At 71.9% G+C, this 15,512-nt stretch carries 16 protein-coding genes; 10 read left to right on the top strand and 6 right to left on the bottom strand.

The window, feature by feature from the left end:
- Nucleotides 1-56: 56 nt before the first annotated feature.
- Nucleotides 57-770, bottom strand: a complete 714-nt coding sequence (locus BN39_RS14215; RefSeq protein ID WP_019203089.1) for a hypothetical protein — start codon at nucleotides 768-770, stop codon at nucleotides 57-59.
- Between the two features lie 137 nt (nucleotides 771-907).
- On the opposite strand from BN39_RS14215, the gene BN39_RS14210 reads away from it, so the two are divergent.
- The gene (locus BN39_RS14210) at nucleotides 908-1,861 is read left to right on the top strand and encodes an acyl-ACP desaturase (protein WP_040768367.1); all 954 of its coding nucleotides are present in this window, start codon (nucleotides 908-910) and stop codon (nucleotides 1,859-1,861) included.
- Between the two features lie 7 nt (nucleotides 1,862-1,868).
- On the opposite strand, the gene BN39_RS14205 is transcribed toward BN39_RS14210, so the two are convergent.
- Nucleotides 1,869-2,573 (bottom strand): NUDIX hydrolase, encoded by a 705-nt coding sequence (locus BN39_RS14205; protein ID WP_040768005.1) that lies wholly within the window; start codon nucleotides 2,571-2,573, stop codon nucleotides 1,869-1,871.
- 74 nt (nucleotides 2,574-2,647) lie between these two features.
- On the opposite strand from BN39_RS14205, the gene nadA reads away from it, so the two are divergent.
- From nadA to nadC, 3 genes are read left to right on the top strand one after another with little or no spacing between them, the layout of a single operon-like run.
- Nucleotides 2,648-3,697, top strand: coding sequence for a quinolinate synthase NadA (gene nadA, locus BN39_RS14200; RefSeq protein ID WP_019203086.1), 1,050 nt, complete (start codon nucleotides 2,648-2,650; stop codon nucleotides 3,695-3,697).
- Complete coding sequence (gene nadB / locus BN39_RS14195) at nucleotides 3,694-5,160, top strand: L-aspartate oxidase (RefSeq protein ID WP_019203085.1); 1,467 nt, start codon at nucleotides 3,694-3,696, stop codon at nucleotides 5,158-5,160. Before nadA ends, nadB begins: the two co-directional genes overlap by 4 nt.
- Nucleotides 5,157-6,020, top strand: coding sequence for a carboxylating nicotinate-nucleotide diphosphorylase (gene nadC / locus BN39_RS14190; RefSeq protein WP_019203084.1), 864 nt, complete (start codon nucleotides 5,157-5,159; stop codon nucleotides 6,018-6,020). Before nadB ends, nadC begins: the two co-directional genes overlap by 4 nt.
- Here the strand turns inward: nadC and BN39_RS14185 are convergent.
- Nucleotides 5,977-6,447 (bottom strand): hypothetical protein, encoded by a 471-nt coding sequence (locus BN39_RS14185; RefSeq protein WP_051159022.1) that lies wholly within the window; start codon nucleotides 6,445-6,447, stop codon nucleotides 5,977-5,979. The two genes, nadC and BN39_RS14185, sit on opposite strands and share 44 nt — an antisense overlap.
- Nucleotides 6,444-6,935 carry a DM13 domain-containing protein gene (locus BN39_RS14180; protein ID WP_019203082.1) on the bottom strand — a complete coding sequence of 164 codons (492 nt, stop codon included), beginning with the start codon at nucleotides 6,933-6,935 and terminating at the stop codon, nucleotides 6,444-6,446. The genes BN39_RS14185 and BN39_RS14180 overlap by 4 nt, the downstream gene beginning before the upstream one ends.
- A gap of 165 nt (nucleotides 6,936-7,100) precedes the next feature.
- On the opposite strand from BN39_RS14180, the gene BN39_RS14175 reads away from it, so the two are divergent.
- The 3 genes from BN39_RS14175 to BN39_RS14165 are packed head-to-tail and all read left to right on the top strand — an operon-like array spanning nucleotide 7,101 to nucleotide 9,996.
- Complete coding sequence (locus BN39_RS14175; RefSeq protein ID WP_019203081.1) at nucleotides 7,101-7,793, top strand: response regulator transcription factor; 693 nt, start codon at nucleotides 7,101-7,103, stop codon at nucleotides 7,791-7,793.
- Nucleotides 7,787-8,920, top strand: coding sequence for a sensor histidine kinase KdpD (locus tag BN39_RS14170; protein WP_019203080.1), 1,134 nt, complete (start codon nucleotides 7,787-7,789; stop codon nucleotides 8,918-8,920). The genes BN39_RS14175 and BN39_RS14170 overlap by 7 nt, the downstream gene beginning before the upstream one ends.
- 29 nt (nucleotides 8,921-8,949) lie before the next feature.
- Nucleotides 8,950-9,996, top strand: a complete 1,047-nt coding sequence (locus tag BN39_RS14165) for an NAD(P)-dependent alcohol dehydrogenase (protein WP_081586102.1) — start codon at nucleotides 8,950-8,952, stop codon at nucleotides 9,994-9,996.
- A gap of 21 nt (nucleotides 9,997-10,017) precedes the next feature.
- On the opposite strand, the gene BN39_RS14160 is transcribed toward BN39_RS14165, so the two are convergent.
- Nucleotides 10,018-10,731, bottom strand: coding sequence for a 1-acyl-sn-glycerol-3-phosphate acyltransferase (locus BN39_RS14160; RefSeq protein ID WP_040768002.1), 714 nt, complete (start codon nucleotides 10,729-10,731; stop codon nucleotides 10,018-10,020).
- An 85-nt stretch (nucleotides 10,732-10,816) separates the two neighbouring features.
- Between BN39_RS14160 and hisD the strand changes: the two genes are divergently transcribed.
- The 3 genes from hisD to hisB are packed head-to-tail and all read left to right on the top strand — an operon-like array spanning nucleotide 10,817 to nucleotide 13,895.
- On the top strand, nucleotides 10,817-12,163 hold the full coding sequence (gene hisD, locus BN39_RS14155) for a histidinol dehydrogenase (RefSeq protein ID WP_019203077.1): 1,347 nt from the start codon (nucleotides 10,817-10,819) through the stop codon (nucleotides 12,161-12,163).
- The gene (locus tag BN39_RS14150) at nucleotides 12,160-13,284 is read left to right on the top strand and encodes a histidinol-phosphate transaminase (protein WP_019203076.1); all 1,125 of its coding nucleotides are present in this window, start codon (nucleotides 12,160-12,162) and stop codon (nucleotides 13,282-13,284) included. The genes hisD and BN39_RS14150 overlap by 4 nt, the downstream gene beginning before the upstream one ends.
- Entirely contained in the window at nucleotides 13,281-13,895 is a 615-nt protein-coding gene (gene hisB / locus BN39_RS14145; RefSeq protein WP_019203075.1) for an imidazoleglycerol-phosphate dehydratase HisB, read from the top strand. The genes BN39_RS14150 and hisB overlap by 4 nt, the downstream gene beginning before the upstream one ends.
- A 32-nt stretch (nucleotides 13,896-13,927) precedes the next feature.
- Here hisB and allB read toward each other — a convergent pair whose 3' ends face one another.
- Nucleotides 13,928-15,277 carry an allantoinase AllB gene (allB, locus tag BN39_RS14140; protein ID WP_019203074.1) on the bottom strand — a complete coding sequence of 450 codons (1,350 nt, stop codon included), beginning with the start codon at nucleotides 15,275-15,277 and terminating at the stop codon, nucleotides 13,928-13,930.
- Between the last annotated feature and the right edge of the window lie 235 nt (nucleotides 15,278-15,512).

Here is a 15,512-nt window from a genome sequence, read left to right as displayed (position 1 = left end):
CCGGACCGTCACCCACTGTAACGGACCGTGGTCCGATTATGTTCCGGCGGGGAGTGTCAGCGGCGTTCCAGCACGTCCGCGGTGGTGAGCACGGTGACCGTGCGCCCGGGCTCGGTGAGCACGGTGAGGAATCCGGGGTCGGCCTTGAGGACGTATCCGTGGACGGTGCCCGCCCTCGTGACCACGTCCTCCAGCGGCACCCACGGCGTGGTCACCACGGCGGCGAGCACGAGCAGGCCGATCCCGGCGAGCGCGGCGGCGCGCCGGAAGACGAACTCGGTGAATCGGTGCAGCCCGCCGTGCTTCCAGAACACCCGCATCCCCACCAGCAGCAGCCCGACGACCACGGCGCCGACCGGGACCCACCAGTACCGATAGGTGGCCGACAGCGCCGCCGCCGCGGCGATGAGGAGCGCCAGCATCAGTCCGGTGTCGACGACGCCGGTGCGCGTTCCGCCCAGCGGCCACAGAAGCCGCAGTACCGCGAGGGGGAGCAGCAGGACCACCAGGCCGCCGGTGAACGCCGCGTCGGCCATCAGGGTGCCGAAGAACATGGTCAGCGCGCTGTCCAGGTCGGTCACCGACATGATCTGCGTCGCGGTGTTCCAGTTCCAGTCGGAGACCGCGAGGAGCCGGAGCAGGAGGAACAGCACGGCGGCGCCGGCGCCGATGCCGAGCCCCCGCGCCACCTCGCCGGTCTCCGCCTCGGCGATCCGCTCGGGCTCGTCGGACGGCGTACCGGGGCCCGGTGCGGGAACGGCGTCGGTCATGCGCTCACCGTAGCCCGCGGGCGGGTCCCCGGCCGGGCGCTCGGGCCCGGATCTTTTCGGACCGCAATTTCCGCCCTCGGCCGTACGCCGCCCGTCCTACGCTGGCGGAAAGTGGATCCCGGACCGAGGTGTGCACCGTGACATCGACGCTGACCGACCTGCAACTCCTGACCGAGCTCGAACCGGTCGTGGAGGACAACATCAACCGCCACCTCTCGGTGGCGAAGGACTGGAGCCCGCACGACTACGTGCCGTGGGACGACGGCCGGAACTTCGCGGCTCTCGGCGGCGAGGACTGGGAGGTCGGGCAGTCGCCGCTGTCCGAGGTGGCGCGCGTCGCCATGATCACCAACCTGCTCACCGAGGACAACCTCCCCTCGTACCACCGCACGATCGCCGACAACTTCTCCCTCGACGGCGCCTGGGGCACCTGGGTGGGCCGGTGGACCGCCGAGGAGAACCGGCACAGCATCGCCCTCCGTGATTACCTGCTGGTCACGCGGTCGGTCGACCCGGTCAAGCTCGAGCGCGACCGGATGACGCACCTCGAACTGGGTGTCGCGGCCCCGGACGGCTACGGCGGCGTCCTCGATCAGGTGGTCTACGTGACGATCCAGGAGCTCGCCACCCGGGTCAGCCACCGGCAGACGGCCCGGGTCTGCGCCGAGCCCATCGCGGACGCGTTGCTCAAACGCGTCGCGACGGACGAGAACCTGCACATGATCTTCTACCGGAACATCACGGCGGCGGCGCTCGACGTGTCGCCCGATCAGGTCATGCAGTCGATCCTGCGGGTCACCACCCACTTCGTCATGCCCGGCGAGGGGAAGCCGGACTTCCGCCGCAACGGTGTGCTCATGGTCAAACACGGCATCTACGATCTCCGTCAGCACCTCGACGACGTGCTGCTGCCGATCTTCAAGATCTGGCGGGTCTTCGAGCGCGACGACCTGTCCGCCGAGGGGGAGCGCTGCCGCGAGGAGCTCGGACTGTTCCTGGAGAAGCTCCGCGCCGACGTGGTGCGGTTCGAGGAGAGTCGCGCCCGCGCCGTCGAGCGCGAGCGCGCCCGGGCGGCGCGGCGCAGCGCCTGACCGGCGATCAACCCGGCGGGCGCAGCGTGGCGAACTCGTCGGAGATCCGCAGGTAGCTGTCGGTGAACCGGTACAGGGCCGGCGGCCGGCCGCGTCCGGCCCGCCCCGTCCCGCCGGTCGCCGTGATGAGCGAGCGGCGGGACAGGATGCGCAGCAGGTTGGTGGCGTCCACGGGATAGCCGAGGACGGCCACGTAGATGTCGCGGAGCTCGGAGACGGGGAACTCGTGGGGCGCCAGCGCGAATCCGATGTTGGAGTAGGAGAGCCGCGCGGCGACCCGGGCGCGGGCGCGGTTCACCATCACCGCGTGGTCGAACGCCATGGGCGGCAACGCGTCCAGCGGGTGCCAGGTGGTGTCTCCGGGGAGGGTCGGGTCCACGTCGGTCCGCACCAGGCCGAGGAACGTGGACGCCAGGGTGCGCTGTGCGGCGCTCGTCGCCGGAACCCGGAGCGGGTCGGAGAACTCCGCGAACTGCTCGAGGTGGGCCACGTCGGTGACGTCCACCTTCTCGGCGAGGTGCCGCCGCACCGACGTGGGCAGGTCCTCGTCGGGGCTGAGCAGTCCGCCGGGCAGGGACCAGGCGCCGGCCTGGGGCTCCATGGCGCGCTGCCAGAGCAGCACCCACAGCCTTCCGTCGCGTACGCGGAACACTGTGGCCAGCACTTCGTGCGCCATCGCCTGCTGCGGGGATGCGGTGCTACCATCGGGCATAGTTTTCGATCCTAAGTCGAAAACAACGCGGCCACCAGGCCGGGTTCTCCGAGAAGAAGAATGGAGGCAGCGCGATGACCACAGCCGCATCCGCCGCCCGCACCTACAGCTCGCCGTTGCTCGAGGGCCTCACCGACCACGGCGTGTACGCCGGCGTCGAGTCCGGCCCGGAGTGGGCCGCCGAGGTGAAGCGCCTCGCGAAGGCCCGCAACGCGACCATTCTGGCCCACAACTACGAGCTGCCCGCGATCCAGGACGTCGCGGATTTCGTCGGCGACTCGCTGGCCCTGTCGCGGATCGCCGCCGACGTGCCCACCGACACCATCGTCTTCTGCGGCGTGCACTTCATGGCCGAGACCGCGAAGATCCTCAGCCCGGAGAAGACGGTGCTCATCCCGGACCAGCGCGCCGGCTGTTCCCTGGCCGATTCGATCAAGGCCGTGGAGCTCGAGGAGTGGAAGGCCGAACACCCCGGCGCCGTCGTCGTCTCGTACGTCAACACCACCGCCGAGGTGAAGGCCCTCACCGACATCTGCTGCACCAGCAGCAACGCCGTCGAGGTGGTGCAGTCGATCCCCGAGGACACCGAGATCCTGTTCCTGCCGGACCAGTTCCTCGGCGCGCACGTCAAGCGCGTCACCGGCCGGCAGAACATGCACATCTGGGCCGGCGAGTGCCACGTGCACGCCGGGATCAACGGCGACGAGCTCGCCGCGCAGGCCACGGCCCACCCGGACGCCGACCTGTACGTCCACCCCGAGTGCGGCTGCGCGACCTCGGCGCTGTACCTGGCTGGCGAGGGCGCGGTCCCGGACGACCGGGTGAAGATCCTCTCCACCGGCGGCATGCTGGACGCCGCGCGCGAGACCGGCGCCACGGAGGTGCTCGTCGCCACCGAGGTGGGAATGCTGCATCAGCTCCGCCGCGCCGCCCCGGGCGTCGACTTCCGCGCCGTGAACGATCGCGCGTCGTGCAAGTACATGAAGATGATCACCCCGGCCGCGCTGCTGCGCTGCCTGGTGGAGGGGCATGACGAGGTGTTCGTCGACCCCGACATGGCCGCGGCCGGACGGTCCGCGGTGACCCGGATGATCGGCATCGGGCAGCCCGGCGGCGGGGAATGACCGCCCGCCGCGCCGATCTCGTCGTGGTCGGCGCCGGGGTCGCCGGGCTGACCGCCGCGGTCGCCGCGGCCGACGCGGGTCTCACGGTGACGGTGCTCTACAAGCCGTCGCCCGCAGGCGCCCCGTCGACCTCCACGGCCTACGCCCAGGGCGGTATCGCGGTCGTCGATCCCACGGATCCGGACGACTCCGTCGACCGGCACGTCGCGGACACCGTGGCCGCCGGCGGTCCGCTGGTCGACGTGGTCGCCACCCGGTCGATCCTCGCCGACGGCCCGGCCGCCGTGGACCGGCTCATCTCGTGGGGCGCCGTGTTCGACGCCGGCGCATCCGGCGCGCTCACGCGGACCAGGGAGGGCGGTCACGGCCTCTCGCGGATCATCCACGCGGGCGGCGACGCGACCGGCGCCGAGGTGCAGCGCGCCCTCACCGCTGCGGCCCGGGATCGCCCGGCGCTCACGGCGCTGCCCGGTCGGGCGGTGGCCCTCCTGGCCGAGGGCGACCGCGTGGCCGGCGTGCGCACGGAGGCCGGCGACGTGTTCGGGGACACGGTGCTCCTCGCCACCGGCGGGACGGGACACCTGTTCGCGAGCACGACCAACCCGCTCGGCGCCACGGGCGACGGCATCGCGCTCGCCGCCGCCGCGGGCGCCGACGTCCGGGAACTGGAGTACGTGCAGTTCCATCCGACCATGCTCTACACCGCGGGGGCGCGCGGCCGGCGCCCGCTGATCTCCGAGGCGGTCCGCGGCGAGGGCGCCAGCCTGGTGGACGCCGAGGGAAACGCGGTCATGGCGGGCGTGCATCCCCAGGGCGATCTGGCGCCCCGTGACGTGGTCGCCCGCGCGGTCACCGACGCGATGGAGCGCACCGGTGCGCCGTGCGTGTACCTCGACGCCCGCGGGATCGCGGATGTGGCACGCCGATTCCCGACGGTGACCGCGGCGGTCCGCGAGGCCGGCCTCGACCCGCAGACGGACCTGATCCCGGTGCTGCCGGGCGCGCACTACCTGTGCGGCGGCGTGGTCACGGACCTGCACGGCGCCACGGCGGTTCCGGGCTTGTACGCCGCGGGGGAGGTGGCGAGGACGGGCCTGCACGGCGCGAACCGGCTGGCCTCCAACAGTCTTCTGGAGGCCCTCGTGATGGGCCTGCGGGTCGCCGATGCGGCGAAGGGCGCGGTGGGGCATCCGGTTCCGTCCGGCGCGCGCGCGATCGCGCCGCCGGAGGCCCGCGCGGGCCGGGAGGCGTTGCAGGACGCCATGACCCGATTCTGCGGCGTGCGGCGCACCGCGGACGGTCTCGCGGAACTCGGTGCCCTCCTGGCCGATCCGGCGTTCGTGCGCGACGCCCCCGCGTTATCGTCGCGGGACAGGGAGGACGCGGCCCTCACCGCGGTGGCGCGGGCGATGGCGGCGCAGGCGCTGGCCCGGGTGGAGTCCGAGACGGAGGTGGTGGCATGACCGAGCTGACCCTGGAGCCCGACCGGGCCGAGGTGGTGCGGCTCATCCGCACGGCGCTCGACGAGGACCTCCGGTACGGCCCGGATGTCACCAGCCGGGCCACGGTGCCCGACGGTGCCGCCGCCGTGGCCCGGATCATCAGCAGGGAACACGGTGTGCTGGCGGGAATCCCGGTGGCCGAGTGGGTGCTCGACGAGGTGGTGGGCCCCGGCCGCTACCGGGTACCCGCCAAGATCGCCGACGGCACGACGATCGCCCCCGGCGACGTGGCGATGGTGATCGAGGCGCCCACGGCGGACCTGCTCACCGCCGAACGCACGATGCTCAACGTGATCACCCACCTGTCCGGGATCGCCACCGCCACCGCGGCCTGGGTCGCGGAGGTCGAGGGCACCGACGCCCGGATCCGCGACAGCCGCAAGACGTTGCCGGGCCTACGGGCGCTGCAGAAGTACGCGGTGCGGGCCGGCGGGGGAGTCAATCACCGCATGGGCCTGGGCGATGCCGCGCTGATCAAGGACAACCACGTGGTGGCCGCGGGATCGGTGACCGCGGCCGTCGAGGCCGTCCGCCGCCGCTCGCCCGGGGTCCCCCTCGAGGTGGAGGTCGACACGCTCGAACAGCTCGAGGAGGCGCTCGCGCTCGGCGTCGATCTGGTTCTCCTGGACAACATGCCGCTGTGGATGACCCAGGCCGCGGTGCAGCGCCGCAAGAAGCTCGGGCCCAGGACGCGGCTGGAGTCCTCCGGCGGGCTCGCCCTGGACGTGGCCCGGGACTACGCCAGGACGGGCGTCGACTACCTCGCCGTGGGCGCCCTCACGCACTCGGTGAAGGCGCTCGACCTCGGCCTCGACATGTGAACAGCGCCGCGGCGGGCGACCACGCGCCCGCGGACGTGCCCGCCGCGAGGACGACTGCGGCGAGCGCGACCATCACCGGATACTGCACCACCAGCTGATCGGCCAGCCAGTACGAGCACAGGAGGAGCGCGGCGGCCAGCGCGGTGGCGCGCGGCAGGACGCCCAGTAGTGCCCCGGCCCCCAGTGCGGCCTCGGTGAGTGGGACGAGGACGCCGAACGCCCCGGGCGCCGCGCCCATCACCTCGGTGGCGAACCACCGGAACGGCCCCGGCACCCGCGGGTTCGCGGTCGCGCTCTGCGCCACCAGCAGAATGTCGGAGCGGCCGAACCCGGCGTGGTACTTCAGGTACGCCTCGTGGATCCAGAGCGCGCCCAGCGCGGTGCGTGCGACCGCCGCCACCGCCCGCGTCGCGGCGGGTCCCGTCATTGCGAGACCTGCGCGGCGCCGAACACCGCGAGCGCCTTATCGCAGTGCACCACGAGGTACCGGTAGGACGACGGCTCGATCCCCGCGGGCACGGTGAACGACTGCGACGCTCGGTCGAAGGCGACCGCCCCGAGCCGCACGCCGCCCTTCACGTCGGCCTCCGTGGTGCCGTTCGCGAGGTACAGGTGCAGGTCGGGCCCCTCGTCGGAGGAGAAGCCGGACAACTGCACCATCGATCCGTCGATCTTCGCCGAGCCCGCCACCTTCTTGCCGTTCCGCCCCTCGAACATCCCCTCCGCGGCGGTCATCGCCGCGGACGGCGCCATGGACGGCGTCATGCCCATGGCGGGGGTCGACGCGGACGACATGGACGTGCCGCCCGCCATGGACGAGGGCGCGGCCGTCCCGCCGTCCTGGGAGCCGCACGCGGTGAGGGCGAGGCCCAGGGCCGCCGCGGCGAGGGTTCCGGTGATACGGGTGCTGCGCATGGTCGAATCTCCTTCTGCGACTGGACCGGTCGCGGTCGCGCCGGCTCGGCTTCGAGTGAAGCAGCGGGCACCGGCGGGGAGGAAGGAGAGTGTCAGTGCGGTAAGGCACATTTCAGTTCCGTAAGGGTCGTCCGGTCCCGCGGGCCGGCGGCATAGTCTCGACGCATGAAGGACGGCGCACGGGTCATGGTCGTGGAGGACGATCCCGCGGTGCGGACCGTCGTGGGCGATCACCTGCGGCTGGCCGGATGCCGGGTCGCGCAGCACCGCGACGGCGCCGAGGCCTGGGAGGCGTTCCGCCGCGATCCGCCGGATCTCCTGGTCCTCGACCGGATGCTCCCCGGGCTGAGCGGGGACGAGATCTGCCGGCGCGTGCGGGCGGTCTCGCCGGTGCCGATCATCATGCTCACCGCGCTCGACGGTGTGGACAACCGGATCGACGGCCTGGAGAACGGGGCCGACGACTACCTCGCCAAGCCGTTCTCCCTGCGCGAGCTGCAGCTGCGGGTGAACGCGCAGCTGCGGCGCAGCGGGCCCCGCGGGGGCGACCTCACCATCGACGCGGGGCCCTTCCGGATCGACGCGGCGCACCGCCGCGCGTGGATCCGCGGCCGCGAGATCTCCCTCACCACACGCGAATACGAGCTGCTGCTGTACCTGGTGCAGCACCCCGACGCGGTGGTCAGCCGGGACGAGATCCTGCGCGAGGTGTGGCGGTGGGGCTTCGGGGACCCGTCCACCGTCACGGTGCACGTTCGACGCCTCCGCGAGAAGATCGAGGACGACCCGCGGAATCCGGTGTTCCTGCGCACGGAATGGGGCGCGGGGTACCGGTTCGGCTGGGAGGACGTGTGCTGACCGGCGCGGCGCTCCTGCAGATCGCCGCCATCGCGCTCGGGGTCACCGTCGCCGTCACAGCGCTGACGCTCCTGCTGCTGCGCGCGCTCCCGCGGGCCGGGATCGCCGCACGCACGGCGGTCGCGATCGGCGGCGCGTTGGTGGCGGTGGTGGCGTCCACGGTGGTGATCGCGGTCCAGATGTACCTGTCCCGGCACGATTTCACGGTGCTGCTGTGGGTGATCGGCGCTTCCGCCCTGTGCAGTGTGGTCGCGACACCGCTCGTGATCGGCCGCGCGGTCGGTGCCTCGCTCACGAGCCTGCGGACAGCGACCCGGCGGGTCGGCGACGGCGACGTGGTCGAGCCGAGCCGCACCGGCATGGCCGAGCTCGACGCCCTCTCGGTCGAACTCGCGGAGACGTCCCGGCGGCTCGAGGAGTCCCGGGCACGGGTGGCCGAGCTCGATGCGGCGCGGCGGCAGTTCTTCGCCTGGATCTCGCACGACCTGCGCACCCCGCTCGCGGGGGTCCGCGCGATGGCCGAGGCCCTCGACGACGGCACCGCGCCGGACCGCGCCGAGTACGTGCGCACCCTGCGCGGCAAGGCCGAGACCCTCGACGGCATGGTCTCCGACCTGTTCGAGCTGTCGAAGCTGCAGACCGGCACCTTCCGGATCCGGCCCGAACCGGTGGAGCTGCTGGACCTGGTGAGTGACGCGGTCGCGGACTGCCGGCACGCGGCCGCGCGGCGCGGCATCACCATCGACCAGGACGGCATCGACGGCCGGCTGGTGTTCGTGGACCCGCGCGAGCTGACCCGCGTGGTGGGGAACCTTCTCGGCAACAGCCTGCGGTACGCGCCTCCGAACAGCACCGTCCTGGTCCGGGCGGACGGCCTCGCCGACGGGCGCTTGGTGCTCAGCGTGCTCGACCAGGGGCCGGGCGTGGCCGCGGAGGACCTGGGCCGGATGTTCGAGGTGGGGTGGCGCGCGGACGCGGCGCGCTCGGAGTCCGACGGTGCGCCGGGCGCGGGCCTGGGGCTCGCGATCGTGCGCGGCATCGTCGAGGCCCACGGCGGCTCCGTCGCTGCGCACAGCTCCGACGAGGGTTTCCGGCTGGACGTGACGCTGCCCGCGGCGGAGGGCTGATCGCACCCGGCTACTTAGAAGAGCGCACAATGGAACCCATGATCGTCAACGCATACGGAGCCGTGTCCGCCACCGAACCGCTGCAGCCGATGACCGTCGAGCGGCGTGACCCCGGCCCGCACGACGTGCAGATCGCGGTGCGCTACGCGGGCATCTGCCACAGCGACATCCACACGGTTCGCAGCGAGTGGGGGCCCGCCCGGTACCCCGTGGTCCCGGGCCACGAGATCGCCGGCGAGGTGACCGCGGTCGGCAGCGACGTCACCGGGTTCGCCGTCGGCGACCGCGTGGGTGTCGGCTGCTTCGTGGACTCCTGTCGCGAATGCGCCGCCTGCCTGCGCGGCGAGGAGCAGTACTGCGAACGCGGCATGGTCGGCACCTACAACGCCAAGGGCCGCGACGGCGAGCCCACTCAGGGCGGCTACGCCACGTCCATCGTGGTGGACGAGAATTACGTGCTCCGGGTTCCGGAGAGCATCGACTACGCCGCCGCGGCGCCGCTGCTGTGCGCCGGCATCACCCTGTTCAGCCCGCTGCGGCACTGGAACGTGGGGCCCGGCACCAGGGTCGCGATCATCGGGCTCGGCGGGCTCGGCCACATGGGCGTCAAGCTCGCCGCCGCGATGGGCGCCGAGGTCACCGTGCTCAGCCAGTCGCTGAAGAAGATGGAGGACGGCCTGCGGCTGGGCGCGCAGCACTACTACGCGACCTCCGACCCGGACACCTTCAAGGCGCTCCGCAACAGCTTCGACGTCATCATCAACACCGTCTCGGCGAACCTCGACATGCACAAGTACTTCGGGATGCTGGCCGTGGACGGCACGCTCGTCGAGGTCGGGCTGCCCGAGCACCCGGTGCCCGTCAACGTCTTCGACCTCACCCGCAACCGGCGCAGCTTCGCCGGATCGATGATCGGCGGCATCGCGCAGACCCAGGAGATGCTGGACTTCTGCGCGGAGCACGGCATCGGCGCCGAGATCGAGCTGATCTCGGCCGATCAGATCAACGAGGCGTACGAACGCGTCATCGCCTCGGACGTGCGGTACCGCTTCGTCATCGACACCGCGACCCTGTGACGCCGTCGGTGGCGCAGGGACTCAGGAGTCCGGGCGCCACCGCTTGGCGTACTCGTCCACGTACTCCTGCCCGGTGAGGGCCTGGATCTCCTGCATGAGGCGGTCGGTGACCGAGCGTTCGAGCGCGTGCCGCTCGCCGGGATCCGACGGGACGTCGTACTCGATCGGCTCGATGGGCTTGGCGAACTTCACCTGCACCCGCTCGGCGTGCCAGCTGAAGGGGCCGGGAGGGCACACCTTGTCGGTGCCGACCACGCCGACGGGGATGATCGGCACGTTCGCCTCGAAGGCGATCCGGACCAGTCCGGTGCGGCCGCGGTAGAGGCGGCCGTCGGGGGAGCGGGTGCCCTCGGGGTACATGCCCACGAGCCGGCCCTCGGCGAGCAGGTCCTTGGCGGTCTTCAGGGCAGCGGTCGCGGCGTCGCCGCCCTGCCGGTCGACCGGAACCTGGCCCGTCTGGGTGTAGAAGAACTTCTGCAGCATCCCCGAGATCCCGGGCGCGGTGAAGTAGTCGCTCTTGGCCAGATAGGAGATGCGGCGCGGCACGGCCAGCGGCACGAACAGCCAGTCGGCGATCGACAGGTGGTTGCCGGCGAGCAGCGCCGGGCCCTCCACCGGGACGTTCTCCAGACCGTCCACGCTCGGCCGGTTCACGACGGTGATCGCCGGGCCCACCGAGACGTGCTTGATCAACCAGTACAGAAGTCCCTGATCCCCATGCCTGCTCTCCGCCATGGCAGAAAACTTACCGGACCGTAAGTTGCCCCGCCGCCGTTGCCCTGGGCGGAAACCGGCTGGCGCCGAAACATAGAATGGCCCCATGCCTGATCTGCAGCTGAGCCGCCTGGACCTGCGGGGGCGCCGCCCGTCGCTCACCGAGCTGCGCGCCGCCCTGCCCCGCGGCGGGGTCGACGTGGACGCCGTGGTGCCGCAGGTGCGGCCCATCGTCGACGCGGTCGCCGAGCGCGGTGCCGAGGCCGCCCTCGACTTCGGGGAGAAGTTCGACGGGGTGCGGCCCGCGACCGTCCGGGTGCCGGGCGACGAGTTGCGGCGCGCCCTCGCGGAGCTGGATCCGGCGATCCGCGAGGCGCTCGAGACCGCCATCGGCCGGGTGCGCGCCGTCCACGAGGATCAGCGCCGCACCGACACCGTCACCGAGGTGGTGCCCGGCGGCACCGTGACCGAGCGCTGGATCCCCGTGGACCGGGTGGGCCTCTACGTGCCCGGCGGCAACGCCGTGTACCCGTCGTCGGTCGTCATGAACGTGGTCCCGGCACAGATCGCCGGCGTCGGCTCGCTCGTGGTGCTGTCGCCGGCGCAGAAGGACTTCGGTGGGCTGCCGCACCCGACGATCCTCGCCGCGTGCGCCCTGCTCGGCGTCGAGGAGGTGTGGGCCACCGGCGGCGCGCAGGGCGTCGCGCTCGCCGCACACGGGGGGACCGACACAGACGGTGCCGAGCTCGCCCCCGTGGACCTCATCACCGGTCCGGGGAACATCTTCGTGACCGCCGCGAAGCGGCTGTGCCGGGGGCTCGTGGGCATCGACGCCGAGGCGGGGCCCACCGAGATCGCGATCCTCGCGGACGGGACCGCCGACCCGGTGCACGTGGCCGCCGACCTGATCAGCCAGGCGGAGCACGACGTGATGGCGGCCTCGGTGCTGGTCACCCCGTCGGCGGAGCTCGCCGACCGGGTGGACGAGGCCCTGACGGCGCAGCTCGCGGTCACCCGTCACCGCGAGCGGGTCGACACCGCGCTGCGCGGCCGGCAGTCGGGCACGGTCCTCGTGGACGACGTCGATGCCGGACTGGCGGTGGTGAACGCCTACGCCGCGGAGCACCTGGAGATCCAGACGGCCGAGGCACGGTCGGTCGCCGGCCGGGTCCGCGCCGCCGGCGCCGTCTTCGTGGGTCCGTACGCCCCGGTGAGCCTCGGCGACTACGCCGCGGGCAGCAACCACGTTCTGCCGACCGCCGGGTGCGCCCGGCACAGCTCCGGGCTGTCGGTGCAGACGTTCCTGCGCGGCGTGCACGTCGTCGAGTACGACGAGGCCGCCCTCAAGGACATCGCCGGCACGGTCATCACCCTCGCGGACTCGGAGGACCTGCCGGCGCACGGCGAGGCCGTGCGCCTGCGGTTCGAGTCGCTGAACGGAGGCAGGGCGTGACGCCGCTGCCGGGGGAGTCCGTCGCGCTGGACCAGCTCCCGATCCGGGACACGCTGCGGGGCAAGGAGCCCTACGGCGCACCGCAGCTGCCGGTGGCGGCCGCCATGAACACCAACGAGAACCCGCACCCGCCGAGCCCCGCGCTCGTCGCCGACATCGCCGCCGCCGTCGCGGAGGCCGCGGCCACCATGAACCGCTACCCGGACCGCGATCTGGCCGCGTTGCGGAACCGGTTGGCCGAGTACGTGACCGAGCGGACCGGCACCGTCGTCGGGCCGCAGAACCTCTGGGCGGCCAACGGGTCCAACGAGATCCTGCAGCAGGTGCTGCAGGTGTTCGGCGGGCCGGGGCGCACGGCGATGGGGTTCGTGCCCAGCTACTCGATGCACCCGATCATCGCGGACGGCACGGACACGCACTGGATCCCGGGCAAGCGCACCGCGGACTTCGCGCTCGACGTCGACTACGCGGTGGGCGCGATCGACGAGCTGCGGCCCGACGTGCTGTTCCTGACCAACCCCAACAACCCGACCGGCCACCTCATCCCCGAGGAGGAGCTGATCCGCCTGATCGAGGCGGCGCCGGGCATGGTCGTCGTCGACGAGGCGTACGGCGAGTTCAGTTCCGGGCCCTCAGCGGTCCGGTTACTGGACCGGTTCGGCGACAAGCTCATCGTGAGCCGCACCATGAGCAAGGCGTTCGCGTTCGCCGGCGGCCGGGTGGGCTACCTGGTCGCGGCGCCCGCGATCGTGGGCGCGCTGCAGCTGGTGCGCCTCCCGTACCACCTCTCGGTGTTCACGCAGGCCGCCGCGATCGCCGCGATCGACCACCGTGCGGAGACGCTGGCGTCGGTGGCGCACCTGTCCGAGGAACGGGACCGGATCGCGGCGCGACTGGCGGCCCTGGGCTATACGGTGATCGAATCGCACGCCAACTTCATCCTCTTCGGCGGCTTCGCCGACGAGGCGGCGGCGTGGCGCACCTACCTCGAAGGGGGAGTCCTGGTGCGCGACATGCACATCCCCGGCCACCTCCGTGTGACGGTGGGGCTGGACCACGAGAACGACGCCTTCCTCGCGATCAGCGAGAAGCTGGCACCGAAGAATGGAGCACGATCATGACCGATCGCACCGCCCGCGTGGAGCGCACCACGAAGGAGTCGTCGATCGTCGTCGAGCTGAACCTGGACGGTTCCGGGAAGACCGACGTGGACACCGGCGTGCCGTTCTTCGATCACATGCTCACCGCCTTCGGCCAGCACGGCAGCTTCGACCTGACCGTGCACGCGAAGGGCGATGTGGAGATCGAGGCGCACCACACGGTGGAGGACACGTCGATCGTGCTGGGGCAGGCGCTCGCGCAGGCGCTCGGGGACAAGAAGGGGATCCGCCGGTTCGGCGATTCCTACATCCCCATGGACGAGGCTCTCGTGCACGCCGCGGTGGACGTCTCCGGCCGGCCGTACTGCGTGCACTCCGGCGAGCCGGACCACATGCTGCACGCCGTGATCGGCGGCTACCCGGGCGTCCCGTACTCGACGGTGATCAACCGGCACGTGTTCGAATCCCTCGCGATGAACGCGCGGATCGCGCTGCATGTGCGCGTGCTGTCGGGCCGCGACCAGCACCACATCACCGAGGCGGAGTTCAAGGCGGCCGCCCGCGCCCTGCGCGCGGCGGTGGAGCCCGACCCCCGGGTCTCCGGCGTCCCGTCGACCAAGGGCAGCCTGTAGCGCGCCGCGGGTGATCCGGCGGCGCGCCGGGGTCAGGCCTCGCCGCGCCGGAGGAGGCGGCCGTGCGGGGCGGCGAAGTCCACCTTGCGCCCGCGCAGCCAGGTTCCCGTGACGGAGCCGGACACGGTGCGCCCGTCGTAGGGCGTGATCGGGTTCTTGTGGTGCAGCCGGTGCACGTCGATCACCTGCTCGGCCTCGGGCTCGAAGATCGCGAAGTCGGCGTCGGCGCCGGGCGCTATGCGCCCCTTGGTCGTCATCCCGACCAGGTCCGCGGGCTTCGCGGACATCCAGTCGAGCACCCGCTCGAGGGCGATGCCCCGGCTCCGGGCCTCCGTCCAGATCAGCAGGAGCCCGAGCTGCAGGGAGGCGACGCCGCCCCAGGCGACCCCGAAGTCGCCGTTCTCCACGTCCTTGAGGTCGACGGTCGACGGGGAGTGGTCGGAGACGATGCAGTCGATGGTCCCGTCCAGCAGGCCCTGCCACAGGAGCTCGCGGTTCCCGGCCTCGCGGATCGGCGGGCAGCACTTGAAGGCGGTACCGCCGTCGGGGATCTCCTCGGCCAACAGGGTGAGGTAATGCGGGCAGGTCTCGACCGTGAGCCGCACGCCCTCGGCGCGCGCCGCGGCGATCGCCGGCAGCGCATCCGAGGAGGACAGGTGCAGGACGTGTGCGCGGGCACCGGTGGCCCGCGCGCGGTCGATGACGTCCGCGATGGCCTTGTTCTCCGCGCCGCGGGGCCGCGAGGCGAGGAATCCCCGGTAGTCGGCTCCCGTGGGCTCGGGGGCCCGGTCGATCGAGCACGCGTCCTCGGCGTGCACGATCATGAGCGAGTCGAAGCCGGCGAGTTCCGCCATGTCCTCGCCCATCTCGTCGGCGGTGAGCGCGGGGAACTCGTCGACGCCCGAGTGCAGCAGGAAGCACTTGAACCCGAACACCCCGTCATCGTGCAGGCCGCGCAACGCGCCCTTGTTACCGGGGACGGCGCCGCCCCAGAAGCCGACGTCGATGTGGGCTTTCGGTTCCGCCGCGGCGCGCTTGATCCGCAGCGCCTCGCGGTCGACGGTGGGCGGAATCGAGTTGAGCGGCATGTCCACGAGCGTGGTCACGCCGCCGGCGGCGGCCGCCTTGGTCGCGGACTCGAAGCCCTCCCACTCGGTGCGCCCGGGCTCGTTGACGTGGACGTGGGTGTCCACGAGCCCGGGGATCATCACCTGATCGCCGGTGAGCTCGACGACCTCGCCGCCCTGCAGGCCGGCGCCGAGGGGTTCGATCGCCTCGATGCGGCCGTCCCGGATGCCCACCTCGTGGGCCCCGATGCCGGCGGTGGTGGCGACGCGGCTCCCCCGCACGACGAGGTCGTACTGGGCGGTGTCCGTACCCATGCAGTGCTCCTTCGCTGGAAATTCCGACATGTGGAATCTCATCCCGATGCCTGGGACAGGTTATGTGTGACCTGCGCCACTCGTCAAGGAGAGGTTCCGTGCGTTGACATCGTATTCCGTATTGCGATAGCAGCCTTGACATAGGCCGCCGGATAGGCCTTACTTATGGAACAGTTTTGGAACAGCGATTCCATAGGGCGGAAGATTTCCGGCCGAGGATGGGTCCAGGAGCTGG

This window comes from Tsukamurella sp. 1534 (assembly GCF_000312385.1).
Taxonomy (GTDB): Bacteria; Actinomycetota; Actinomycetes; order Mycobacteriales; family Mycobacteriaceae; genus Tsukamurella.
Note: the sequence above shows the minus strand (reverse complement) of the source record. Positions and strands in the feature narration are given on the sequence as shown.